Source organism: Betaproteobacteria bacterium (genome assembly GCA_016720855.1).
Lineage (GTDB): Bacteria > Pseudomonadota > Gammaproteobacteria > Burkholderiales > Usitatibacteraceae > FEB-7.
In genome coordinates, this window is sequence record JADKJU010000005.1 from 215442 (window position 1) to 240507 (window position 25066).

Here is a 25066-nt window from a genome sequence, read left to right on the forward strand (position 1 = left end):
TGTGCTTGCTGGATAATCTCTCGTAACGATCTACCCAGAGCCTCCTCGGCTCCGCGTCGGTGAAAGGCCGGCGGGTCCATCCTCCGGACTTCAAGAGTGCGCCTTGTGGGGCAGGTTCTCCTGCCCCTTTTTTTTTGCTCTTCGCGCCGGCAGCAGGCCGCGCTCGTGCTCCTTCGAATATAAGCGGCTATTGATATAGGTCACCACGCCCCATCGTCTCGACGGGTGAAATGAGGGACATCGCATTTCGCCACAGAAGGAGCACGTCGATGAAGCTTCGCACCCTCGCCACCCTCATCGCCATGGGGATGGCAACAGCCGCGGCCGCCCAGGCGCCGGCTGCAGCCCCGGCGGCAAAGCCCAACATCCCGAAGATCTGCACCAATTGCCACAATGCCGGCACGGGGGAAACGTTCGGGATGTTCGAGAACGTGGCCTTCAAGTCGCAGTCGATCCAGTTGAAGATCGATGCCGCCACCGAAATCGTGAAGTTCGACCCGAAGGCTCTCCAGGTGGTCGAGGCGGGCGACGCGAAGGCCCCCGAGGCGTTGCGCGACATCCGCAAGGGCCACGAGGCGAAGATCGCTTACGTCGAAAAGGATGGCGTCAAGACCGCGACGAAGATCTGGTTCAAGGGCCCGATCAAGATCGCTCCCGAGAAGCTGGTGAAGTACGACGAGGTCGCAGCCCTTGTCGCGAAGGGCCCCGAAGCGGGCAACTACATGCTCGTCGATTCGCGCCCGGTGCCGCGCGTGCAGGAAGGCACCATTCCCACCGCGGTGAACCTGCCCTTCACGACCAAGGGCTTCGACGCGCTGGCCGCCGAGAAGCTGCCGGCCGACAAGGCGAAGCGGGTCATCTTCTTCTGCCAGGGCATCACCTGCATGCTCAGCCCCAATTCGATGCGCCGCGCCGAGGCGATGGGCTACACGAACGTGAAGGTGTACCGCGAAGGGTGGCCGGAATGGACGCAAAAGAGCGTCGGCGTCCTCGCGGCGCCGTACCTGAAGGCGGCATGGATCGACAAGTCCATCCCGCACGTCCTGATCGACGCGCGCCCCGCGGCCGACATCGGCGCCGGATTCATCCCGGGGGCCGTCGCGATCTCCCCGGCGCAGGTGAAGGCAGCGCTTGCGAAGTTTCCCGACAAGGCCCTCAAGCCACCGGTGATGGTCTATGACGCCGACAACGGCAAGGCGGCGATGGAAGTGGCCTCCGCCATCACCCGGGCGGGCTATCCCTTCGTGACCGTCATCACCGGCGGCTTCAACGGCTGGAAGGGCGCGGGGTTCCCGATCGCCAGCGGCGCGCCAGCCCAGACGGCCGCGTATGTGCCCAAGCCGCGGCCGGGCGACATCGGCCCGGCGGCGTTCAAGGCACTGGCGCTCGACACGCCGGCCGACACGCTGATCCTCGACGTGCGCAACAACGACGAGGCCAACGCCGGCATGATCAAGGGCGCGAAGCTGATCCCCGACGAGGAAATCGCCGCGCGCATGGGCGAACTGCCGAAGGACAAGCGCATCGTCGCCCACTGCTCCACCGGCGTACGCGCCGAGATGGCGTACCACAAGCTCAAGGAGAAGGGCTTCAACGCGGCCTTCGTGAAGGCCGACATCGAGATCGACAAGGGCGGCAAACTCACGATCGCGGCGAACTGACGCGCTGCGGGGACGTGTTCGCGAACACGTCCCCGTTTATCTATTCCGCTTCCTCGATCCAGGCCATCTGGATCGCCTCGAGGATCTTCTCGCCCGAGCGATCGGACGCATCGGAGAACCCCTCCAGCTCCATGACCCGGTTGTGCAGGTCGGTGAAACGGATCGCCTGCGGGTCCGTGTCGGGGAACTTGTCTGCCAGCGCGATCGCGATGTCGCGCGTATCGGTCCATTTCATTGCGTCGGCTCCTTCATCGACCGTGCTCAGTGCTTGCCCTCGGACACCTGGTTGATCGTGTACTTCGGGATCTCCACCGTGAGCGGTGTCGTGCCCACCCTCGCCTGGCAGGACAGGCGCGAGGTGAATTCCAGGCCCCACGCCTTGTCGAGAAGGTCGTCCTCCTTGTCGGTCGCAGGCTCGAGCGTGTCGAAACCCTCGCGCACGACCACGTGGCAGGTCGTGCAGGCGCAGGACTTCTCGCACGCGTGCTCGATCTCGATTCCGTGCGCAAGGAGGGCGTCGCACAAGGTCGTGCCGGGCTCGGCATCGAACTGCGCGCCAGCCGGGCAGAGCGCCTCGTGCGGCAGGACGGTGACTCGGGTCATTTCACGGGCACCTCGTCGAGGCGCCGGCCTGCGAGCGCGCGCGAAACCGAACGGTCCATGCGGCGCGCGGCGAACGGCTCGCTCGCGCGGTTCAGGGCCTCGACCGCCGACTTGAGCGCGCGGTGATCCGTGCCCTGACGCGCCGCGCCGAGAGACGCAAGGCCGCCATCGAGCAGAGAGCGCTCGTCCGGTGACAGCAGGTCGCCATCCTGCGCGATCGCGGCCCGAATCGCGGCCATCAGGCCTTCGGCATCCACGCGCTGTTCGGCCAGCGCGCGCGCGTCGCGGTCGCCCTGCGCATGATCGAATCCCTGGCGCAGCATCGAGGCGACTTCGTCGTCGGTCAGCCCATAGGACGGCTTCACCACGACGGAAGCCCCGATGCCCGTCGTCGTCTCGCGGGCCGACACCGAGAGCAGCCCGTCGGCATCCACCTGGAAAGTAACGGCGATTCGCGCCGCACCCGCGACCATGGGCGGAATCCCGCGCAATTCGAATCGCGCGAGCGATCGGCAATCGGCGACCAGTTCGCGCTCGCCCTGCACCACGTGAATCACCATCGCCGTCTGGCCGTCCTTGAAGGTGGTGAATTCCTGGGCACGCGCCACGGGAATCGTGGAGTTGCGCGGAATGACCTTTTCCACCAGGCCGCCCATCGTCTCCAGGCCGAGGGACAGAGGGATCACGTCCAGGAGCAGCCAATCATCTCCCGCGGCGCGATTGCCCGCCAGCGCATTGGCCTGGATCGCTGCGCCCAGGGCGACAACCTGCTCGGGATCGAGATTGACCAGCGGCTTGCGGTGAAAGAAGGCCTCCACCGCACGCTGCAGGTGCGGCATGCGCGTGGCGCCGCCGACGAGGACCACGCCATCGACCTGCGAAACCGCGAGCCCCGCGTCGCGCAGCGCCTTGCGCGTGGGTGCCAGGACCTTGTGGATGAGCGGCGCCGTGATGTCCTCGAACTCTCGGCGAGTGAGCGCCAGGTGCATCTGCTGCCCCCAGGTGAGCGTCACCTGCGCGTCCGCCGACTCCTGCGTGGAGAGGCGCTCCTTCACCTCGCACGCGGCCGCCAGGAGGCGCCGGGTGTCGCGGCCGGAGGCATCCGCGAGCCCGTGCGCGATGCGCCAGTGCATCGCGATGGCCTGGTCGAAATCGTCGCCGCCCAGCGCGGAATCGCCGCTGGTGGAGAGCACCTCGAAGACGCCGCGCGTGAGCTTGAGGACGGAGATGTCGAACGTGCCTCCGCCCAGGTCGAAGATCGCGAAGGTCCCCTCGGATGCATTGTCCAGCCCGTAGGCGATGGCCGCGGCGGTCGGCTCGTTGAGCAGCCGGAGCACGTTGAGGCCCGCGATGCGCGCGGCATCCTTGGTGGCCTGGCGCTGCGAGTCGTCGAAGTACGCGGGAACGGTGACCACGGCGCCGAAGAGCTCGCCGCCGAGACTTTCCTCCGCGCGCACGCGTAGGCACTTGAGGATATCGGCCGAGACCTGCACCGGCGAGCGCAGCCCCGCCGCCGTCTCGATGGCGACCATGCCGGGCGCATCCACGAACCGGTACGGAAGCGCGCCGAACTTCGCGACGTCCGCCACGCCGCGGCCCATGAACCGCTTGACGGACGAGATCGCGTTGGCGGGGTCGGAGGCAGCCCGAGACATCGCGACGTAACCCACCTCGACCGCGCCGTCCGGTCCATAGTGCACGATGGAGGGCAGCAGCACCCGGCCCTCCCCGTCAGGCAGGCACTCGGCCGCACTGCTCTTCACGGCGCCCACCAGCGAATGCGTGGTCCCCAGGTCGATGCCGACCGCGAGCCGGCGCTGGTGCGGCTCGGGCGATTCGCCCGGTTCCGATATCTGCAGGAGCGACATCTAGACGGTTCCTTCAGGCAGGCGAGGCAGGAGCGCGCTCATCGGGCGTCCTCGAGGAGGAACTCGAGCGCGTCGTCGATCTCGGCCTCGATCTTGTCGAGGAAGCGCAGCTTCCTCACCAGCGAACACCCGGCGTCGTAGTTCCGGTCTCCACCCAGCGCGCGGGCGAGAAGCGAGTGCATCTCGACGCGGGCCGACTCGATCTCCGCGCGCAGCGTCTCCAGCGCGGCCGCGTCACGCCGAACCCGCGCCGCCTCGACGCCTTCGCGCCACTCCATCTGCTGCATGAGGAAGTCCGGCGGCATCGACGTGTTCGACTCCTCATCCGTGTCGAAACCGCGCAGGCCGAGCAGGTAGCGCGCGCGGTCGACCGGATTGCGAAGGGTGCGGTAGGCCTCGTTGGCGCGCGTGGCCCACTGCATCGCCACGCGCCGCTCCGTCTCGCCGGCCGTGGCGAAGCGGTCCGGATGCACGCGGCCCTGCAACTCGCGGTAGGAACGGTCGAGCGCCTCCGCGTCAACCACGTAGGCGACGGGAAGCCCCAGGAGTTCGAAGTGATTGCGTGAGAATTCGGGCGTCATGGATGTGGAAAGGGGGCGTGGCCGCCCCCTCCCCCTGATGTGTTGCCGCGAGCGGCGTTCAGACGTTGAACGATTCCCCGCAACCGCAACGGTCCTTCTCCTGCGGGTTGTGGAACTTGAAGCCCTCGTTCAGGCCCTCGCGCACGAAGTCCAGCTCCGTGCCGTCGAGGTACACGAGGCTCTTGGGGTCGACGAGAACGCGCACGCCGTTGGACTCGAACTCGACGTCGCCCTCCTGCTGCTCGTCGGCGAACTCGATCTTGTAGGCCATGCCGGAGCAGCCCGTCGTCCTCACGCCGAGGCGAAGTCCGATGCCCTTGCCCCGTTTCGCGATGTAGCGCTGGATGTGATCGGCAGCGCGGTCGGTGAGGGTGACGGCCATCAGTCGGCCGCCTTCTGCGCCGGATCGGTATCGCCTTCGCCGTACTTCTTGCGGTAATCGGCGATGGCCGCCTTGATCGCGTCCTCGGCGAGGATCGAGCAATGGATCTTCACGGGGGGAAGCGCCAGCTCCTCCGCGATCTGCGTGTTCCTGATGCCCGCGGCCTCGTCCAGGGTCTTGCCCTTCACCCACTCGGTGACGAGCGACGAGGAGGCGATCGCGGATCCGCACCCGTAGGTCTTGAACTTCGCGTCCTCGATGATGCCGTCGGCGCCGACCTTGATTTGCAGTTTCATCACGTCGCCGCAGGCGGGCGCGCCCACCATGCCGGTCGCCACGCCCTCCTCGTCCTTCGCGAACGAGCCGACGTTGCGGGGGTTCTCGTAATGCTCGACTACCTTGTCGCTGTATGCCATTTGTCTGCCCTCACCCGAACCCGCTCCCGATGGGAGAAGGAGGGTATTAGTGTGCCGCCCACTGGACGGTGCTCAGGTCGATGCCATCCTTGTACATTTCCCACAGCGGGCTCATCTCGCGCAGCTTGCCGATGCGCTTGCGGATCAGCTTCACCGCGAAGTCGATGTCCGTCTCCGTGGTGTAGCGGCCGATCGTGAAACGGATCGAGCTGTGCGCGAGCTCGTCGTTGCGGCCCAGCGCGCGCAGCACGTAGGAAGGCTCAAGGCTCGCGGACGTGCACGCGGAGCCAGAGGACACGGCGAGCTCCTTCATGCCCATGATCAGCGATTCGCCCTCGACGAAATTGAAGCTCACGTTGAGGTTGTGCGGCACGCGCTGCTCGAGGTCGCCGTTCACGTAAACCTCCTCCATGTCGCCGAAGCCCGCGAGCAGGCGATCGCGAAGCATGCGGATGCGCTCGTTCTCGGTGGCCATCTCCAGGCGCGCAAGGCGGAAGGCCTCGCCCATGCCGACGATCTGGTGGGTGGCGAGCGTGCCGGAGCGGAAGCCCTTTTCATGGCCGCCGCCGTGCATCTGCGCTTCCAGGCGCACACGCGGCTTCCTGCGCACGTAGAGCGCGCCGATGCCCTTGGGCCCGTAGGTCTTGTGCGCCGAGAAGCTCATGAGATCGACCTTGAGCGTGGCAAGATCGATGGGCACCTTGCCCGTGGCCTGCGCCGCGTCCACGTGGAAGATGATGCCCTTCTCCCGGCAGATGTCGCCGAATCGGGCGATCGGCTGGATCACGCCGATCTCGTTGTTCACCAGCATCACCGAGGCGAGGATCGTGTCGGGGCGCAGCGCTTGCTCGAACTTCGCGGGGTCCACGAGGCCGTCGGGCTCCGGGTCGAGGTAGGTGGCCTCGAAGCCCTGCCGCTCCAGCTCGCGCACGGTGTCGAGCACGGCCTTGTGCTCCGTCTTCACCGTGACGATGTGCTTGCCCTTGGCCGCGTAGAAGTGCGCAGCGCCCTTGAGCGCGAGGTTGTTGGATTCGGTGGCGCCGGAGGTCCAGACGATCTCCCTGGAGTCGCAGTTCACGAGCTTCGCCACTTCGGCACGTGCGTTTTCCACCGCTTCCTCGGCCTCCCAGCCGTAGGCGTGGCTGCGCGAGGCCGGGTTGCCGAAATGCTCGGTGAGCCACGGGATCATCTTCTCGGCCACGCGCGCATCCACCGGCGTCGTGGCGGAGTAGTCGAGGTAGATAGGCAGCTTGCGGTCGGTCATGGCGGGCTTCGCTCGGGTGCGTGTCAAACGGTGATCGTGGGCCCGTCGGCGCGCGAGGATCGCGTGCGCGGGGCCACGACGGAGACCGGCTTCGTACGTTGGTTTTCGACCAGCTGGGCGAGCGTGACGCGGGACAGGAAACCGTGAACGGTGGCGTTCAGTTCCTCCCACAGGTCGTGCGTCATGCAGCGCTGGTTGTCGTGGCAGTTTTCCTTGCCGCCGCATTGCGTGGAGTCGATCGACTCCTCGACGGCATTGATGATGTCCGCGACCGTCAGGAGGGAGGACGGCCTCGCGAGATTGTAGCCGCCCCCGGGGCCGCGAACGCTCTCGACGAGCGCACGGCGGCGCAGCTTGCCGAAGAGCTGCTCGAGATAGGAAAGCGAAATGCGCTGGCGCGCGCTGATGCCCGAGAGCGTCACCGGGCCATTCGTCGAATGCAGCGCGAGGTCCAGCATCGCCGTGACCGCGAACCTGCCTTTGGTGGTGAGTCGCATGGGTGCGTTGCCTCGTGAGCAGCCGGATAATCCCGACCAGATTCGTCAAGTATAGGAAATCCGATGAATTTGGTCAACTATTAGGGTCCGCCGGTTGCCGCAGGGGGCTGCGTCCGCCCGACAGCGCACATGATCCTATTGTTTTTGCTTGCCTTTTTCTTCAAGCGCCTCGAGCCTTCGAAGCAGATCGGCCAGCTTTCCATCCATGTCCTCAGTCCTGGAACCGATCGTCAGCAGGACCTGGTTGAGAGGGTCATCGAGACTTCCGCTGACGGCATAGGCATCGAAGGTCATGAGCGCCGCGGTGTGATCCTCGACCACGCGCGCTGGAATGCCGACGACCGTGGTGCCCGGGGGAACGGCCTTCACCACCACCGAGTTGGAGCCGATCCGGGCGCCATCGCCGACGACGAAAGGCCCGAGGATCTTGGCGCCCGCGCCGACCACCACACCCTTGCCCAGCGTTGGGTGACGCTTGCCCTTGTTCCACGAGACGCCGCCGAGCGTCACCTGGTGATAGAGCGTGCAGTCGTCTCCGATCTCCGCGGTCTCGCCGATCACCACGCCCATGCCATGGTCAATGAAGACGCGGCGCCCGATCGTCGCGCCGGGATGGATCTCGATGCCGGTCAGGAACCGCGAGATGTGCGACACGAGGCGGCCGAGCCACTTGAATCCCGCGCCCCACAGCGCGTGGGCCAGGCGGTGGAAGGTGAGCGCATGGAAGCCGGGGTAGCAGGTGAGGACTTCCCACACTGTGCGCGCGGCCGGGTCGCGGTCGAAGACGCAGCGAATGTCCGCGCGGATCCTGCTGAACATGTCGTTTGGCTCTCTTGATGTGTTACGGGAATGCACTCGTCCGGGAAATCTACCGTTCCCCGAGTAAAATTATCAACCATTCGCCTCCGGACCGCGAGTTGCGGTTCCCGCTCCCCCGCCATGCGCCGCTTCGTCGCCCACTATCGCGACTTCTTCCGCCAGCCCGACGTGGCAGCACTCGCCACCGCCGCGGTCCTCTCGCGCATGCCCATCGGCATGGTCGGGCTTTCGATGCTCATGTTCCTGCGCGAGACGCTGGGCTCCTACGCGCTCGCGGGCACCGTCTCGGGCGCCTACTTCCTCGCCATGGCGGCTGGGGCGCCGATCCAGGGACGGCTCATCGACCGCTCGGGACCGAAGCTCACGCTGCTCGTGACGGGTATCGTGCATCCCCTCTCGCTCATCGCGGTACTCGCGGCGGCCCGGTCGGGCGTCGGGCTTGCGACGGTGGCCGGCGCTGCGGCCTGCGCGGGGTTCTTCTCGATGCCGATCACCGTGCTCACGCGCACGCTGTGGCGCCACCGCTTCGCCTCCGAGGAGGACCGGCGCCGCGCCTTCGCGATCGACTCCGTGCTGATCGAGGTGAACTTCACGCTGGGACCCGCAATCGTCGCCGGCGTCCTGGCCACCGCGGGCTCGATCGTCGCCTTTTCCCTGGCGATCATCGCCAGCGTCGCGGCGCTGCTGGTCTTCGTCGCATCCCCGGCACTTCGCTACTTTCGTCCCGAACACCATGGCGGTCGCCATCTGCTCGGCCCGCTCACGGAGCCGCGCCTGCTGCTCGTCTTCGTCGCGACCTTCGGGCTCACGACGAGTTTCGGCTTTCTCGAGGTCGGCTACCCCGGCTATGCCACGGCCCTCGCGGTCCCGGCGCTCGGCGGGATCTTCCTGTCCGTCAATTCGCTGGGCAGCGCCATCGGAGGCGCCATATTCGGAGGCCTCACGCTGCGCGCGCCGATCGAGAGGCAATTCGCCGCCACGACGGGACTGATGATCCTGCCCCTGGTTCTCCACTACTTCGTCGATGCGCCGGCCGCCTTCGCCGCAGTCGCTTTCCTTGCCGGCGCGGCCATCGCGCCCAGCATCGCCAGCCAGTCGGTGCTCGTCTCCCGGCTCGCCCCCTCGCACTACGCGACGGAGGCGTTCACCTGGAGCTCGACCTTCATCCTGAGCGGGCTCGGGGCGGGCATGGGCTTCGGTGGCTGGCTCGTGGAGACCTCGGGCGCCAAGTCGCCGTTCCTCGCCGGGGCGGCCGTCATGGCCGCGGTGTCTCTCGGCGCACTGGCGCTGCCCCTGCGCCGACCGTAAAAGGGGTCTGTCCCCTTTTTCGATAAAGGGGACAGACCCCCTTATTACTCGAGCGACTCGAGCATGCCATGCAGGATGGCCACTTCCTCCGCCTCGAGGTCGAGCCGCGAGGCGAGGCGGCGCATGCGCTCGTCGAGGCGACCGGGCTCGGCCGGATCGAGGAAGCCGCTGGCGATGAGAAGATCGCGCAGTCGGGCGTGCAGCGCCTCGAGATCGGCGCCCGTTGCAGGCGTGCGGGGCGGGCGATCGGGAATGCGGAATGCGCAAGCCGCGAGCGCGAGTTCGTAGCACGCGATCTGGACCGCCGCTGCGAGATTGAGCGATGGGTACTCGGCGTTGGCCGGAATGCAGGCGTGACGCTGGCAGACGAGCAGCTCATCGTTCGAAAGACCAGACGTTTCGTTGCCGAACACGAGGGCCACGAGTCCGTCCGCCGTCGCCGCGACGGCCTCCGGAGCCACCGAACGCCAGTCGCGCGCCGGGTGCGAGAGATCGCGCCCGCGGGCGCTGAACCCGATGGCGAGCGTGCGGTCCGCAAGGGCTTCGGCCAGGGTGGAAACGACACGCGCGCGCTCGAGCACGTCCGCCGCACCCGCCGCAAGCGCCACCGCCTCCGGGTGGGGAAAATGGCGCGGGGCCACGAGCACCAGGTCGTCGAGCCCCATGGTCTTCATGGCGCGCGCGGCCGCACCGATGTTGCCCGGATGGCTGGTGCGCGAGAGCACGACCGCGATGCGCGAAAGGGGGGATTCGGCCTTCATCGTATAATTCTGCCTTACGACACTCTCCGGCGCGCCGCCTTTCGGACCGCGCCCCGCTCTTTGCCATGCACCCGATGCTCACCACGGCCGTGAAGGCCGCGCGCAAGGCCGGCTCGATCATCACCCGCGCCTCGTACGATATCGAACGCCTCACCATCCGGCGCAAGCGCCACAACGACTTCGTCACCGAGGTGGACCACGCCGCCGAGGACGCGATCATCCGCACGATTCGCGAGGCCTACCCGTCCCACGGGTTTCTCGGCGAGGAAAGCGGAGCCTCCTCGAAGGCCGCCGAGAGCGACCACCTCTGGATCATCGACCCGCTGGACGGGACGACCAATTTCCTGCACGGCTTCCCGCAGTACTGCGTGTCGATCGCGCTCAAGCACAAGGGCGTGCTGCAGCAGGCGGTCATTTACGACCCCAACCGCAACGAGCTTTTCACCGCGACGCGCGGCGCAGGGGCGTTCCTCAACGATCGCCGCCTGCGCGTGACGAGTCTGGACAGGCTCGACGACGCGCTCATCGGCACCGGGTTCCCGTTCAGCGAATTCGCCCATTTCGACGAGTACTTGCGCATGTTCAGCGAGGTGGCACGCCGCGTGGCGGGCGTGCGCCGGCCGGGCGCTGCGGCATTGGACCTGGCCTGGGTCGCCGCTGGCCGCCTCGACGGATTCTGGGAAATGGGCCTGTCGCCCTGGGACATGGCAGGCGGCGCCCTCCTCGTGCGGGAGGCCGGGGGAATGGTCGGGGATTTCGAGGGGGCCGAGGGGTTCCTCGAGAGCGGCCGCATCGTCGCGGCCGGCGCCAAGGTCTTTCCGCTGCTGCTGCAGACACTCGCCATCCGCAGCTGACCCCGGCCGGCGCGCGAGTTTTTTGCCCGGGATCAAGCGAGCCGCGGCCGCAGGAAGCGAAAATGACATCATGGCTCGCGCGCTCATCATCTTCGCATCAGAGGATGGGCAGACGGCGAAGATTGCCCGCCGTCTGGGCGAGTTGTTGCGCGAGCGCGGCGTCGAGGCGGCCATGCGCGACGGCTCCAAGCCCGACGCAGGCGCGCACCTCACCGCCTACGATGGCGTGATCGTCGGCTCGCCCATCCACTTCGGCCACCACGCGAAGCCGGTTCGCGACCTCGTGAAGGGCCACCTCGCCATCCTGAGGACACGGCACACCGCGTTCTACTCGGTGTCGTTGTCCGCGGGAGGCCCGAGCCGGGATGCGGCCGCCGCGAAGCGCTACCTCGAGGAGTTCTCCGCGGACACCGGCTGGACGCCCGATCAGGCGGCGAGCTTCGCGGGCGCCGTCCGCAATTCGCGCTATGGCTTCATCCGGGCGCTGATGGTGCAGTTTTCCCTGCGCAAGTCGGGCGCACCGCCGCCGGGAGACCACGAGTACACCGATTGGGGCGCGGTCACGGCCTTCGCGGAATCCTTCGCGAAGCGCCTGGCTTCTCCGGAGCAGAAACGCTAGCCCCGCGGCCTCAGGACAAGATGCGCTGCAGCGCCGCCCCCGCGGAAAGCAGCGCGCCGAAAGCCAGTTCCAGCTTGACTGTGCGGAAGAGGATGAGGTTGAACGCGGGCCCCGGCGGCAGGTTCGTGAAGTCCGCCTGCAAGCGCCGCGCCATCGGCAGGAGCAGCAGGGGCACGGCGAGTGCCGGGCGCGCCTCGAGGGCAACGATGGCCACGACGATCGCGAAGGGCGCCCACAGCGTGGCCGAGTAGAGCTTCGCGGAGGCGAGCTTCCCGAAGCTTGCCGCGAATGTGCGCCGGCCCGTGCGCCGGTCGTGCTCGGCGTCCCGGTGATTGTTCACGACCAGGACCGCCGCCGCATGGGAGCCGATCGCGGCCGCGGCGAGCCAGACCGTCAGTCCGCCGGCGCCGGCGTACAGGTAATAGGTGCCCAGTACCGCTACCATTCCGAAGAAGACGAAGACCGCCAGCTCCCCGAATGGCGTGTATGCGATCGGGCGCGACCCGCCCATGTAGGCCAGCGCCGCCAGTACCGACGAGAAGCCGATCACCGCCACGACCGGACCGGCATGCAACGCGAGCGGGGTGCCTACGGCCACCGCGCCTGCCACACCGAGCGCGATGGCCCGCCGGACTTCGCCAGGCGTGAGCCATCCGCTCGCCGTGGCGCGCGGCAGACCGACGCGGCGCCCGGTCTCCAGGCCTCGCGCGGTGTACCCCACGTCGTTCTGCAGGTTCGTGATGACCTGCATGAGGATCGAGGCCAAGAAGGCGAGCGCGGCGACCCAGGGGAGAATCTGCGCCCCGTGCATCCACGCCAGGCTGGTGCCCACCACGACCGGGATCGCCGCGATCCACAGGGTCTTGGGGCGAATGGCGATGGCCCACGCCCGGATCGATCCGGGCACGATATCGTCGTGCGGTGCGGCGGAAGTGGCGGGCATCGTGAACAGGGTGGCGGGGAACGCGGGCGATTATACGACGCCCCCTACGTCGGTTCTTGCGAACACGCAAGGCACCACCGCCTGCACGTCGGCACTTGCGGCCTGCGCGACCTGGCTCGCCCGAGCACCGTACCCATGCGCCGGCGGAAGCTTGTTCCGAAGCGATTTCCGGCTGTCTTGAAGGAACCCGTGCAGACCAGGACGCGAACTACAGCCCCAGTTGCTTGAAGAAGTCGTTTCCCTTGTCATCCACCAGGATGAACGCCGGGAAGTTCTCCACCTCGATCTTCCAGACCGCTTCCATTCCGAGTTCCGGAAAGTCGATGCATTCGACCTTCTTGATGTTCTCCTCTGCCAGTACGGCGGCCGGGCCGCCGATGGAGCCGAGGTAGAACCCGCCGTACTTCCTGCACGCGTCGGTCACCTGCTGCGAGCGGTTGCCCTTGGCGATCATGACCATGCTGGCGCCCTTGCTCTGCAGCAGATCAACATAGGAATCCATCCTGCCGGCGGTCGTCGGACCGAACGAGCCGGACGCCTTTCCCTTCGGAGTCTTGGCCGGGCCGGCATAGTAGATCGGGTGCTTGAGGAGATATTCCGGCACGGGCTTGCCGGCATCGATGAGCTCTTTGAATTTCGCGTGCGCGATGTCGCGTCCGACCACGATGGCGCCATTCAGCAGGAGCGGTGTCGAAACCGGATGCCTGGAAAGTTCGGCCAGGATCGCCTTCATCGGCTGATTCAGGTCGATGCTGACACCGTTCGCCTGCTTGCCCCGGAATTGCTCCGGTATGAGGCGGCCCGGATCGCGGTCCAGTTCCTCGACGAAGATGCCGTCCCGGGTGATCTTCGCCTTGACGTTGCGGTCGGCCGAGCACGATACGGCCATCCCGATCGGGCACGAGGCACCATGGCGCGGCAGCCGGATGACCCGGACATCGTGCGCGAAGTATTTCCCGCCGAACTGGGCGCCAATCCCGAGCTTGCAGGCCTCCTCGAGCAGCTTCTGCTCCAGTTCCAGGTCGCGGAATGCCTGGCCGTGTTCGTTCCCGTGGGTGGGAAGCTCGTCGTAATACCGCGCAGAAGCAAGCTTGACCGCCTTCAGGCAAGCGTCGGCACTGGTGCCGCCGACGGCAACGGCGATGTGATATGGCGGGCAGGCGGCGGTGCCGAGGGTCTTGAACTTGCCGACCAGGAATTTCAGGATGCTTTCCGGGGCCAGAAGCGCCTTCGTCTCCTGGTAGAGAGCAGTCTTGTTGGCCGAGCCGCCTCCTTTTGCCATGAAGAGGAACTTGTAGGCGTCGCCGTCCACCGCCTGGATGTCGATCTGGGCCGGCAGGTTGGTGCCCGTGTTGGTCTCCCGGTACATGTCGAGCGCGACGGTCTGGGAGTAACGGAGGTTCTCTTCGGTGTAGGTCTTGTACACGCCCCTCGAGAGAGCCTCTTCGTCCCCCCCTCCGGTCCAGACCTGCTGGCCTTTCTTGGCGATGATGGTCGCGGTGCCCGTGTCCTGGCATACCGGAAGTTCGAATCGGGCGGAAATCCCGGCATTGCGCAACAGCGTCACTGCGACGCCCCTGTCATTCGCCGATGCATCCGGGTCGCGCAGTATCCTGGCCACGGATTCGTTGTGTTCCGGGCGGAGCAGGAAGGAAACATCACGCATCGCCTCATTGGCGAGGATGGTCAGCGCTTCCGGGTCGATGTTGAGGATCTCGTTGCCTTCGAAGGACCTGACGCAGACAAGTTTTTCCGAACCCTCCACCTTCCGGTACCGGGTCTGGTCCTTGCCGAGGGGAAATGGGTCCTGATAAACGAACGGTTTGGCGGCCATCTGGTGCAGCTCCTTTGTCGGGGGCGATCGAACGACACGCGCCTGCCGCCGGATGCGACCAAGCGGCCAGATTCGCCCGAACCAAGCGTGATTGTGGCGCCGAAACCCGGTCCCGCATTCTGATGCAGAGCAACAACCGTGCTGCATCCTGAAAGCTCGACGTGACCGCCACAGCCACGGGAACGGAATGCATGCCCTTGATGCGGCATCAGGGCTGACGCGACTCTTTCGCCCCGCGTATCGGACGATGGAGCACCCCACCGCTCACCCGGTACTTGTCGGGATGCACGGCGCGAAGGCTGCAGGCCGTAGCGGTGCTGCCACCAAGCCACTTTTGTTGGCGACTGCCAGCACTATGCACAACCCCGCACCCCGACGGCGCAGAAGCTGGTAGCGCCGGGACAGCAGTCGCAGGGGCGGATTGCGGTTCAGTCCCGATCCCGGCCCAGCGACTTCGCGGGCCATTGCGCCGCCACGAGCAGCCCGGCCATCAGCCACATCGGCGCCGCAATGGCGGTTGCGCTGGCGAGCAGGCCGAATCCCACCGGCATCGCGATCGTGGCGCCGTTGATGACCAGCATGCGCAGGCCGAGCGCCTGCCCGTGGCGATCGCGCGGGGTGACCTGGTGCAGCGTACTCATGATCATGGGCTGCACCGAGCCCAGCGCCAGCCCGAGCAGGGCCGAACCCAGCATCATTCCCGGCGTGCCCGGCAGCCAGGCATAGATGAACAGCGTCGTCGCGGCCAGCCCCATCGCGGCACGCAGGGCCTTCAGTTCGTCCAGTTGCCGCGCGAATCGCACGATTGCCAGGCGCACGAGCGTGGCGGCAACGGCAAACGCGGCGAGCACCAGCCCGATGCTGGAGGCGCTCAGGCCCTTCGCATGCCCGACCACCGGCACCACGAAAGTGTGCGCATCCCAGCAGGCCGACAGCACGACATTCACCAGCAGGAGATTGCGCAGCGACACGTGGCGGAGCAGGTGCCACGCGGGGCGTGAAGGTGTGCCGGCATTGCGTGGCTTGGGCGCATGTCGCGGTACGCGCCGGGCCAGCATCCATGACAGGACCGGAAGCAGGACCGCGAACGCGAATGCCCAGCGGAAGCCGAACCCGTCGATCAACACACCGCCGATCACGGGCGCGATCGCATTCGACATTGCCGGCCCCAGCGCGACCCAACTGAAGACGCGCCTCAATTCGTCAGGCGAGTTCGCCATGATGCCAGCCTCGCGCTGGATAGCGACCGCGGCGATGCTGACGGCCCCACCCGTCATCAGGCAGCTGAAGCCGATGGCGAGCAGCGTCTGCGATGCCAGGGCCACCACGGCGCCCGCGAATGCCATGCCGACTCCAAGAGCGACCGGGCGATGAAAGCCGTGGCTGTCGGCCAGTCCTCCCGCCCACAATGACAGCACGATGGGCGCGACGGCAAAGAGGCTCAGTAGCACGCCTACCGTCCATTCGCCGTAGCCCTCGTTCAATACCCACAGGCTGGCCGCCATGCGCGTGAGCGCCATGCAGGCGTGCACGGCAATCAGCGTCGCGACGACCCAGGGGAAGGCGTGCCGCAGGGTCGACGGAGCGACGGTGCCGGTCTCCGCCGGCAACTTTCCCGTCCCGTCTTCGGGCTGAGCGGGGGTCAGGCCATCGACACGACGGCGCTTCAAGCGGAGCGGTTGCGCTCAACGCGCCTGATCAAGTTCATCCTGTCCGTCTTTCGGGTCGGGCATGGGTCGTGTCCCGAGGCGCGGTGTAGAAGGTCAGCGTGAGGTCGGGCTTTGCGCTGGCTGCCTCGTCCAGGCGGCCGCGGCGATCGCGGGGAGCCTGAACGAAGGATTGTCGCTCATTGGTGCCAACGATTCCAGACTCATGTAACACTTCTGGATCGCGTACTCGTCGTTTTGACCGAGCAGCAGCGCGCCCGCGAGCCTTGCGATGGAAGTCGTGACAGGCGACATCGAGCGCCTTTCCGACAAGCAACTGACGCTATTCGAATACCGCTGGGACATCACTGGGGAAGGGCAACAACCCAAGAACCATAGGGCCGAGCCGCCTTAAAACTCGCCCGCCATCCGCCCTTGGACCCTCTCCCCGGCACTCTCCCAAGGCAGAGGTGGGATAGTTACTGCGACCGCAGCAGCCCCGCAGCCTTGACCACCGGCTCCCAGCGCGCGAGCTCGCTCTTCATCTGCCTCGAGAACGTGGCCGAGTCGCTGCCCACCGGTTCCGCGCCCGCCGCTTCCAGCCGCTGGCGAACCGCAGGATCGGCGAGCGCCTTCACCATTTCGCCGCTCAGGCGTTCCACCACTTCCTTCGGCAGGTTGGCGGGGCCCATGAGTCCGATCCAGGACACGGCCTCGAAGCCGGGCAGCGCCGCCTCGGCCACCGTGGGCATGTCGGGCACGGCGCTGGAGCGCGTAGCCTTGGTCACCGCGAGCCCGTTGAGCTTGCCGGCCTGCACATGCGGGAGCGCGGTGATGATGGTGTCGAACATGTAGTCGATCTCGCCGCCGAGCAGCGCGGTCATCGCCGGCGCGGATCCCTTGTATGGCACATGCACCACATTCACGCCGGCCATGGTCTTGAAGAGCTCGCCCGCCAGGTGCGCCATGGTGCCGTTGCCGAACGATCCGTAATTGAGCTTGCCTGGTTGCGCCTTGGCCGCGGCGATCACGTCGTTCACACTCTTCGCATTCAACTTGTTGGGGTTCACGACCAGCATCAAGGGCGAATAGCTGACGAGCGAGATCGGCGTGAAGTCCTTTACTGGATCATAGGGAGGCTCCTTCGCCATGAGCGGTCCGATGGCCTGCGGACCGCTGGCGCCCATGAGCAACGTATAGCCGTCGGGATCCGCCTTCGCGACGACCGTCGAGCCCAGCATGCCGCCTGCGCCGCCGCGATTCTCGATCACCACGGTCTGCCCCAGCAACTCGCTCATCTTTTGCGCGACCACGCGCGCCTGCACGTCGGTGGGTCCGCCAGGCGGATAAGGCACGATGATCTTGATCGTCTTGTTCGGATAACCCTGCGCATACGCGAGCCCTGCGCCGGACAGCGCCAGGACCGCAGCGACGATTCCGCCAACCCAACGAGCAACCTGCTTCATGACTCCTCCTGTATCAGAGTGTGTTCCGTGCCCCTATTTCGGGGCTCCATCATCGAGCACGACGAGCGCATCCGCGGCCACCACGCCGGCACCTTGCGGCCGCACCATAAGCGGATTCACGTCCAATTCCGAAAGCCGATCGCGCAGCGTCCACGCGACTTGAGACAGTCGCGCGAGAAACGCTGCAAGCGCATCGACGTCCGCGGCCGGGCGCTTGCGAAAGCCCTTCAAGAGTGCGGCTCCCCGAAGCTCGTCGATCATCTCGCGCGCCGTCTGCTCGTCGAACGGCGCGACACGGTATGTGACGTCGCGCAGCACCTCGGCCTGGATGCCACCCATTCCCAGTGTGATCATCGGGCCGAAGACCGGATCCTGCGTCACACCCGCCAACATCTCCACGGCGTCGACCACCATTTCGCTGACAAGCGCGCCTTCGATGCGCGCCGAAGGCGCGTAGGCGCGGCTGCGATGGATCACCTCGGCCACCGCCCCGTCGAGCTCGGCGCGATTTCGCACGCCGAGGATCACGCCCCCGGCCTCGGTCTTGTGCGCGATGTCGGCCGAGGCCACCTTCACCACCACCGGATAGCGCAGCCCCGCGGCGAGCAGGTCCGCATCCTGCCCGGGCGGCAGGAGCACATCGCCGGTGACCGGGAGACCCCAACGCGCGAGGAGCGCCTTGCTCTCGGCTTCCGAGAGCGCGCCCGAGCGCGCCGGAAGCCGCGTGTCGATGTCCGCTGACGATTCCGCGAAGAGCGACGCGCGGCGGTTGGCGCGGTCCTGGTAACGGGTGAAACGCGCGAGTACGCCGGCCGCGTTGGCCAGGCGCACAGGGCTCGTGAAGTAGGGAATCTGCGCTTCGTCCGCCAGCTTGTACGCAGCCTCCGCGCGATGACGTCTCGCAGTCCAGCCGAGCATCACCGGCTTGTCGTGACGCTCCATCGCCTCGGCCACCGCGCGGTTGCACGCCAGTGCGATTTCTCCGGACAGGCCCGCATAGACCACCGCGAGCTGGTCCACGCTCGGATCCGCGAGCACCAGATCGATGGCCTGGGTGAAGGCGCCCAGGTCATTGAACACGTCGGCGGTCACGTCAACCGGATTGTGCGGCGAGCCGTACGCGGGAATCACTTTGGCGATTGCGGCCACGGTCTCGGGCGCGAGGGTCACCACATCCAGGCCCAGTTCCGCGGCGCGGTCGGCGAAAAGGATGCATGAACCTGCGGAGGAGCCGAGTGCCGCGACTCGATCGCCGCGCGGCAGCCGCCCCGGCAGCAAGGCGCGCGCGCTGTCGGAGATCTCGTCTATGTCGCGCATCTCGATTACGCCAGATTGCCGGTACGCCGCGCGGTAGGCGTCGTACGACCCGGTGAGTGCAGCGGTGTGCGATAGCGAGGCTCGCTTTCCGGCTTCGGAATTTCCTGCCTTCCACATCAGGATCGGCTTGCCTGCGCGCACCGAGCGATCCGCAACCCGCATCAAGGCTCGCCCGTCGCGCACGCCCTCGATGAAGCCGACGAGCAGGCGCGTGCCCTCGTCGTCCACGTATGCATCGAGGATCTCGGGCGTGGTGACGTCGGATTCGTTGCCGGATGACACGAGATTGCGGAAGCCCACTCCCGCGGATTCGCACTGGGTGACGATGCCGAAGCCGAAGCCGCCGCTCTGCGCCACACTGGAGACCGGTCCCGCCTTGAGCTCGGGCTCCAGGCCGAGGACGCCGAAGGTCGCATACAGCCGCTCGGAGATGTTGAGATAGCCCTGGCAGTTGGGTCCGATGATGCGCACACCGTTCTCGCGCGCGGCCGCCAGCAGCTTTGCCTCCTGCTCGAGCCCCGTTGCGCCCGTCTCGCGGAAGCCTGCGCTGAAGACGACCGCGAATCGGATCCCCTTGCGGCCGCATTCGCGAACGACCTCGATCGCCGCGGCACCATTCACCGCGACGATCGCCACATCGCACGGCCCGTCGATGGAGGCGACGGTCGGATAGCAGCGCAGCCCCGCGATCTCGGTGTGCTTCGGATTGATCGGGTAGACGCGCCCCTTGTAGCCGTAGGTGGCCAGGAACTTCACCGGCTGTCCGCCGATGCGGCGCAGGTCGTGGGACGCCCCCACGATCGCCACGCCGCGCGGATGGAACAACGGCTCGAACGAGGTCTTCGGGGACGCCATGATCGCCTCGCCTCGACTAGGGATCGATGAGCACACCGGGATTGAGAAGGCCTTTCGGATCGAGGCACTTCTTCGCGGCCCGCAAGGCCTTGGCAAAGAGCTCGGGGCGCTGCTTGTCGTACCAGGGGCGATGCTCGCGGCCCACGGAGTGATGGTGCGTGATGGTGCCGCCACCGGCGATGATCGCGTCCGAGGCCGCGCCTTTCACGGCCCAGTAGTCCTCCAGGACGCGGTCCTGCGCCTGCGACAGCCCATGGAACGTGAGATACGGCGCGGGACCATCGGGATACGCGTGCGTGAAGCGGCAGGTCACCGAACCCTTGCGGCCCGTGGCCTTCTCGATCGCCTTGAGTCCTGCGTCCTTGATATTGGAATGAAAGTCCTTGAAGCGGTCCCACGTGATGGAGGTCTCGTAGGCGTCGCGGAAGATGCCACGTGCCACCATGTGCTCCTTGAAGTACGGCAGGAACATGAAGCGGTCCCGCCAGCGCCCCGCCCCGCCTTCGCGGTTGGAGTTCTCCTCGGTACTTGCCACTTCGGGCTCGCCATCATGATCACGGCAGAGTTCCAGCGCGCGCTTCAAGAACGGCTCCACCGGATGATCGTCCGACTCGAACGCCACGACCAGCACGCTGTGCTTGCCGTCGGCAATCCCGTTGTACTGCGCTTCCTCGGCATCGAGGATGCGGCAATTCGCCGGGTACAGGCCCGACTGCGTGAGCGCGCGCACCGCGTCGCACCCCTTGTAGAAGTCGGTGAAGAGTACCGTGGACGTGGCGCGGAACGTCGGTCGCCGGCGCACGCGCATCCACGCCTCGGTGATGATGCCGAGGATGCCTTCCGAGCCGATGAACATGCGATCGGGACTGGGGCCCGCGCCGGAGCCCGGCAAGCGCCGTGTTTCGATGAGCCCGGAGGGCGTGACCAGGCGCGTGCTCTCCACCAGGTCGTCGATGTGCGTGTAAAGGGTGGCGAAATGACCGCCAGCGCGCGTGGCAATCCAGCCGCCGAGCGTCGAGCATTTGAACGATTGCGGGAAGTGACGCAGCGTGAGCCCCGAGGGCTTGAGTTGCTCCTCGATCGAGGGCCCGAACGTGCCCGCCTGGATGCGTGCGGCGAGCGAGATCTCGTCGATCTCCAGCACGCGGTTCAGGTTGCGCATGTCGATGCTGATGGCGCCCGCGTATTCGCCGCCGGTCGGCGGCACGACGCCACCCACGACGCTCGAGCCGCCGCCGAAGGGCACCACCGCCGCGTTGGCGCGATATGCCCAGTCGAGGAGGTCCACGATGTCCTGCTCATTGCGCGGCAGCGCCACCACATCCACGGGCGCGGGACATTGGCGCGCGTAGACGCGGATGATGTCCGGCAGCGACTTGCTGTACGAGTGCAGCACGCGCTCGTAGTGATCGGTGGTGCAGATGGCCGCGAGGTTGGACGGCACCGGGATGCGCGAGGCGGGCAGCTTGATGTCTTCCGCCTTCGGCGTGGGGACCACGGTCTTGAAGCCCTCTACGCCGAAGCGCTGCGACCAGGCCGATTCCATCCACTGGATCTCGCCGGGGGGCACGACCTCGTCCTCGTATCCCCACCCCCAGAACTTGAGCCGCTTGGCGGGCTTGGCTTCCACGCGCGGGTTCGCTGCTTTATCGACTTTGGACAGGCTCGCCACGATCAAAGGTCTCCTCTGGAAAATATTTCAAAAGCCGGTCGTCGGCGGTGCGGGCATGCGCTTCCATACCCTCCAGCCGCGAGATGCGGGCGGTGACCTGCGCGACCTGCCGGGTAGCCTCGCGCGACATGCGCTGCCACGTGAGCGCCTTCATGAACTTGTGCACCGATAGCCCGCCCGAGTAGCGGGCGGCCCCCATGGTGGGAAGGATGTGGTTCGGGCCCGAGGTCTTGTCGCCGAATGCCACGGTGGTTTCCTCGCCGAGAAAGAGTGAGCCGTAGCAGGTAAGGTTTGCGAGCCACCAGTCGAGGTCCCCGGCGTGGATCTCCAGGTGCTCGGGAGCGTAACGGTCCGAAGCTTCCACCAATTCTTCGCGTGTGGTGGCCACGACGACCTCACCATAATCGCGCCAGGCGCTGCCGGCGGCCTCGCACGCGGGTTGCGGGAGACGCGCGATGATTTCGGGCACATGCGCCATCACTTTCCCGGCCAGCACGCTTGAGGTGGTCATGAGCCATGCGGGCGATTCGTGGCCGTGCTCGGCCTGGCCCACCAGATCGGAGGCGACAATGAGCGGATCGGCGGATTCGTCGGCGATCACCGCGATCTCCGAAGGCCCCGCGAAGACGTCTATGCCGACACGGCCGAACAGCAGGCGCTTGGCTTCCGCCACGTACTTGTTCCCAGGGCCCACGATGAGATCCGCGGGCTTGCCGGTGAAGAGCCCGAAAGCGAGGGTCGCCATGGCCTGCACGCCGCCCAGCGTCATGATCGCGTCCGCACCCGCGACCTTCATCGCGTATAGCACCTGCGGATGGATGCCGCCGCCCTGGAAGGGTGTCGAGCACGCGATCACGGTGGGCACTCCGGCCGCCTTGGCTGTCGCGATGCCCATGTACGCGGAGGCGATGTGCGCGTATCGGCCGGTGGGCACGTAGCAGCCGGCGACGTTGACGGGGACTAGGCGCTGGCCCGCGTGAAGGCCCGGCTCGAGTTCGATCGCGAATTCCCGCATGGAATCGCGCTGCGCCTCGGCGAAGCGCCGCACGCGCTCGGTGGCGAATTCGATGTCGCGCTTCACGCCATCGGCAATGCCACGCGTCTGCCGCTCGACTTCGGCGGGGGTGACGATGATTTCGCCCGTCCAATTGTCGAGTTTGCCGGCATATTCACGGACTGCGGGCTCGCCCCGGCGCTCGATGTCGGCCAGCATTGCGCTCGCCACGCGGCGCGCTTCGCCGCTTTCGGTTTCGGGACTCTTGCGGGCCTTCTTCAGGTACTCGAGCATGGGATGGGGACCAGATAATGAAAGCGCTTGCATGCAGAATATTGCAGTGTTTTCCTTGCTGTCAACAATTTTTCATGATTCTGGTTACAATCGCTTTCAATGGCGCGCGACAAGCCCTCCCTGCTCTCGGACGTGGCCCGTATGGCGGGCGTTTCGCTCGCCACCGCGTCGCGCACACTGTCGGAGCCGGAAATCGTGCATCCCGAGACGCGGCAGCGGGTCCACGACGCCGTGGCGAAGTTGGGCTACGTGCCCCACGGTGCGGCCCGTGCCCTCGCAACCAAGCGCTCGCGCACTGTTGGCGTCGTGATCCCCACGCTCGACAACCCCATTTTCGCGAGCTCCGTGCAGGCGATGCAGCAACGTCTGGCCCAGGACGGCTACACGCTGCTGCTCGGGGGGCACGAATACGACCTTGCCGCGGAGGCCGGTGTCGTATTGGCGCTGGTCGAACGCGGTGTCGACGGCATCGTCCTCGTCGGCACGGACCACGACGCTTCGGTCTACCGGATGCTCGACAAGGAGCGCATCCCCTACGAGCTCACCTGGACGCTCGACGAGCGCGGACACCACTATTGCCTGGGTTTCTCCAATCGCGCGGCGGCGGCGCAGGTGGCGCTGCACGTGATCGACCTCGGGCACCGCAGGATCGCGATGATCTCCGGCCACACCGAGAGCAACGACCGCGCCCGCGAGCGGGTGGCGGGTGTGCGCGACACCTTGCGTGCCCACGGACTGGCGCTGCCGAACACGCTGCTGGTCGAGACCGAGTTTTCGATCCACCGCGGACGGGAGGCGCTCCGCGCGGTGCTCGCCGCCGAGCCGCGCATCACCGCCGTTGTCTGCGGCAACGACATCCTCGCCCTCGGCGTGCTGATCGAAGCAGCCGCGCGCGGCATTGCCGTGCCGAAGGCGCTTTCGGTGACGGGATTCGACGACATCGACCTTGCCCACGAATGGAGCCCGGGCCTCACGACCGTGCGCCTGCCTGTCTCGGAGATCGGGCGCCGCGCGGCCGAGCGTATGCTGGCGCGCATCGCAGGGAAGGATGTGGCGCGAACCGAGGAGGTTCAGGTGGAGTTCATCGCTCGCGGATCCACGGGCCCATCGCCTGGTCGCCGCAGCCTGTAGTCCAATCCTGGACGCAAGAAAAGCGAAAATGTGATCAGCAATCAGAACCAGGGGCAGGAGGGCCACATCCCGATGATGCGGCATCAGGGGTGACTTGGCTCATGCGCCCTGGGCAACAAGGCGTTACGGCATTCCACAGTACGAGAATCGCGACCTAGGTGTGGGTCGTGACCAACCTCAAGAATTCTGTACTGATCGCCTCCATAGAGGACCTTCCGCAGCGCCGCCTTGGGACGTGACTGAAAGGACTGGCCCTCACGTGGCCCCCGCTGCTTACTCTGGCTTGATGCCGGCTGCCTCGACGGCCCGCCGCCACTGCGCGATATCCTTGGCGACGTAATCCCTGAACTCGGCAGGACCACCCTTGAGCACCAGGATGCTCATGCTGCGGAAACGCTCCACCACCTTCGGATCGCTGAGGATCACATTGATCTCCCGATGAAGTCTGTCCACGATCTCCGCCGGCATTCCCTTCGGTCCGACAATTCCGAACCAAGCGCCTGCCTCGAGTGCGCCGGCGCCAGCTTCCGCCATGGTCGGCACGTCCGGCAGGTCCGGAATGCGCTCCCGCCAAGTCACCGCCAGTGCCCGCAACTTGCCGCCCTTGATCAGTGGGAGCGAAGTGGAGACGTTGTCGAAAAGGACATCGAGGTTACCGCCCATCAGATCGGTGATGGCGGGCGGGATGCCCTTGTACGGGACATGGATGAAGTTGGTGCCAGTGTTCACCTTGAACATTTCTCCAGTCAGGTGAAGACCGCCACCAACCCCGGAAGAGCCCATGCTTAGCTTGCCTGGCTCCTGCTTGGCGCGGTTGACGAGGTCGCCTACCGTGCGGAACTGACTCTGTGAGCCAGTGACCAACACGTTCGGCACGAAAGCCGTGAGCGAAATGTGCGTGAAATCATCGACCGGGTGAGCCTGCAGCGCTTTTGGATCGACCGCAGCCGTCGTCGCCAGCCCGACGGCTGCCATGTAGAGCGTGTAGCCGTCTGGTGCCGATCGCGCGACGATGCCAGCGCTGAGGTTGCCAGTCGCACCCGGCTTGTTCTCCACAACGACGGACTGGCCCAGACGCTTGGTCAACTCCTCCGAAATCACACGCGCGATCACGTCGGTCGAGCCGCCCGCGGTGAATCCCACGATCATCTTGACTGCCCGGTTCGGATAATCGGATTGCGCAATTGCCGCCGTCGCCATCAGAGTCGACGCGGCAAAGACCACGAGCCTTGAAAGTCGCCAAAGTAAGAGGTGCATGTTAGGTCTCCGTTGCCTTGCTGT

Annotated in this window: 23 protein-coding genes; 5 read left to right on the forward strand and 18 right to left on the reverse strand. The window is 66.4% G+C overall.

Going from position 1 to position 25066, the window contains the following annotated elements:
* The first annotated feature begins 269 nt into the window (after positions 1–269).
* Complete coding sequence (locus IPP91_18830) at positions 270–1661, forward strand: sulfurtransferase (protein ID MBL0144096.1); 1392 nt, start codon at positions 270–272, stop codon at positions 1659–1661.
* A 40-nt stretch (positions 1662–1701) separates the two neighbouring features.
* Here the strand turns inward: IPP91_18830 and iscX are convergent, their stop codons facing one another.
* The 9 genes from iscX to cysE form a co-directional block, all read right to left on the reverse strand.
* A complete protein-coding gene (iscX, locus tag IPP91_18835) occupies positions 1702–1896 on the reverse strand; it encodes a Fe-S cluster assembly protein IscX (protein ID MBL0144097.1) in 195 nt (64 codons plus the stop codon).
* A 26-nt stretch (positions 1897–1922) separates the two neighbouring features.
* Positions 1923–2264 (reverse strand): ISC system 2Fe-2S type ferredoxin, encoded by a 342-nt coding sequence (fdx, locus tag IPP91_18840; GenBank protein MBL0144098.1) that lies wholly within the window; start codon positions 2262–2264, stop codon positions 1923–1925.
* Entirely contained in the window at positions 2261–4132 is a 1872-nt protein-coding gene (hscA, locus tag IPP91_18845) for a Fe-S protein assembly chaperone HscA (GenBank protein MBL0144099.1), read from the reverse strand. The genes fdx and hscA overlap by 4 nt, the downstream gene beginning before the upstream one ends.
* A gap of 38 nt (positions 4133–4170) precedes the next feature.
* A complete protein-coding gene (hscB, locus tag IPP91_18850; protein ID MBL0144100.1) occupies positions 4171–4713 on the reverse strand; it encodes a Fe-S protein assembly co-chaperone HscB in 543 nt (180 codons plus the stop codon).
* Between the two features lie 58 nt (positions 4714–4771).
* On the reverse strand, positions 4772–5095 hold the full coding sequence (gene iscA, locus IPP91_18855) for an iron-sulfur cluster assembly protein IscA (GenBank protein MBL0144101.1): 324 nt from the start codon (positions 5093–5095) through the stop codon (positions 4772–4774).
* Positions 5095–5511, reverse strand: coding sequence for a Fe-S cluster assembly scaffold IscU (gene iscU / locus IPP91_18860; GenBank protein ID MBL0144102.1), 417 nt, complete (start codon positions 5509–5511; stop codon positions 5095–5097). The genes iscA and iscU overlap by 1 nt, the downstream gene beginning before the upstream one ends.
* Positions 5512–5557: 46 nt before the next feature.
* Positions 5558–6775, reverse strand: a complete 1218-nt coding sequence (locus tag IPP91_18865) for an IscS subfamily cysteine desulfurase (protein MBL0144103.1) — start codon at positions 6773–6775, stop codon at positions 5558–5560.
* Between the two features lie 23 nt (positions 6776–6798).
* Positions 6799–7272: a Fe-S cluster assembly transcriptional regulator IscR gene (iscR, locus tag IPP91_18870; GenBank protein MBL0144104.1), complete on the reverse strand. Its 474-nt coding sequence runs from the start codon at positions 7270–7272 to the stop codon at positions 6799–6801.
* A 135-nt stretch (positions 7273–7407) separates the two neighbouring features.
* Positions 7408–8091: a serine O-acetyltransferase gene (cysE, locus tag IPP91_18875; GenBank protein ID MBL0144105.1), complete on the reverse strand. Its 684-nt coding sequence runs from the start codon at positions 8089–8091 to the stop codon at positions 7408–7410.
* A gap of 120 nt (positions 8092–8211) precedes the next feature.
* On the opposite strand from cysE, the gene IPP91_18880 reads away from it, so the two are divergent.
* Complete coding sequence (locus IPP91_18880; GenBank protein ID MBL0144106.1) at positions 8212–9399, forward strand: MFS transporter; 1188 nt, start codon at positions 8212–8214, stop codon at positions 9397–9399.
* A gap of 44 nt (positions 9400–9443) precedes the next feature.
* On the opposite strand, the gene IPP91_18885 is transcribed toward IPP91_18880, so the two are convergent.
* Positions 9444–10160, reverse strand: a complete 717-nt coding sequence (locus IPP91_18885; GenBank protein ID MBL0144107.1) for an RNA methyltransferase — start codon at positions 10158–10160, stop codon at positions 9444–9446.
* 65 nt (positions 10161–10225) lie between these two features.
* On the opposite strand from IPP91_18885, the gene IPP91_18890 reads away from it, so the two are divergent.
* Both IPP91_18890 and IPP91_18895 read left to right on the forward strand, forming a co-directional pair.
* The gene (locus IPP91_18890; GenBank protein ID MBL0144108.1) at positions 10226–11014 is read left to right on the forward strand and encodes an inositol monophosphatase; all 789 of its coding nucleotides are present in this window, start codon (positions 10226–10228) and stop codon (positions 11012–11014) included.
* Positions 11015–11084: 70 nt separating this feature from the next.
* Positions 11085–11633: a protoporphyrinogen oxidase gene (locus IPP91_18895; GenBank protein ID MBL0144109.1), complete on the forward strand. Its 549-nt coding sequence runs from the start codon at positions 11085–11087 to the stop codon at positions 11631–11633.
* 10 nt (positions 11634–11643) lie between these two features.
* Here IPP91_18895 and menA read toward each other — a convergent pair whose 3' ends face one another.
* The 7 genes from menA to hisD form a co-directional block, all read right to left on the reverse strand.
* A complete protein-coding gene (gene menA / locus IPP91_18900) occupies positions 11644–12528 on the reverse strand; it encodes a 1,4-dihydroxy-2-naphthoate octaprenyltransferase (GenBank protein ID MBL0144110.1) in 885 nt (294 codons plus the stop codon).
* 256 nt (positions 12529–12784) lie between these two features.
* Positions 12785–14410, reverse strand: a complete 1626-nt coding sequence (locus IPP91_18905) for a fumarate hydratase (protein ID MBL0144111.1) — start codon at positions 14408–14410, stop codon at positions 12785–12787.
* A 428-nt stretch (positions 14411–14838) separates the two neighbouring features.
* Entirely contained in the window at positions 14839–16080 is a 1242-nt protein-coding gene (locus IPP91_18910) for an MFS transporter (GenBank protein ID MBL0144112.1), read from the reverse strand.
* Positions 16081–16535: 455 nt separating this feature from the next.
* Positions 16536–17522 (reverse strand): tripartite tricarboxylate transporter substrate binding protein, encoded by a 987-nt coding sequence (locus tag IPP91_18915; protein MBL0144113.1) that lies wholly within the window; start codon positions 17520–17522, stop codon positions 16536–16538.
* A 33-nt stretch (positions 17523–17555) separates the two neighbouring features.
* Positions 17556–19694, reverse strand: a complete 2139-nt coding sequence (locus IPP91_18920) for an acetate--CoA ligase family protein (protein ID MBL0144114.1) — start codon at positions 19692–19694, stop codon at positions 17556–17558.
* Positions 19695–19710: 16 nt separating this feature from the next.
* Complete coding sequence (locus IPP91_18925; GenBank protein ID MBL0144115.1) at positions 19711–21240, reverse strand: FAD-binding oxidoreductase; 1530 nt, start codon at positions 21238–21240, stop codon at positions 19711–19713.
* A gap of 100 nt (positions 21241–21340) precedes the next feature.
* Positions 21341–22654, reverse strand: coding sequence for a histidinol dehydrogenase (hisD, locus tag IPP91_18930; GenBank protein MBL0144116.1), 1314 nt, complete (start codon positions 22652–22654; stop codon positions 21341–21343).
* A 99-nt stretch (positions 22655–22753) separates the two neighbouring features.
* On the opposite strand from hisD, the gene IPP91_18935 reads away from it, so the two are divergent.
* Entirely contained in the window at positions 22754–23785 is a 1032-nt protein-coding gene (locus tag IPP91_18935; protein MBL0144117.1) for a LacI family DNA-binding transcriptional regulator, read from the forward strand.
* A 273-nt stretch (positions 23786–24058) separates the two neighbouring features.
* On the opposite strand, the gene IPP91_18940 is transcribed toward IPP91_18935, so the two are convergent.
* Positions 24059–25042: a tripartite tricarboxylate transporter substrate binding protein gene (locus IPP91_18940; protein MBL0144118.1), complete on the reverse strand. Its 984-nt coding sequence runs from the start codon at positions 25040–25042 to the stop codon at positions 24059–24061.
* Between the last annotated feature and the right edge of the window lie 24 nt (positions 25043–25066).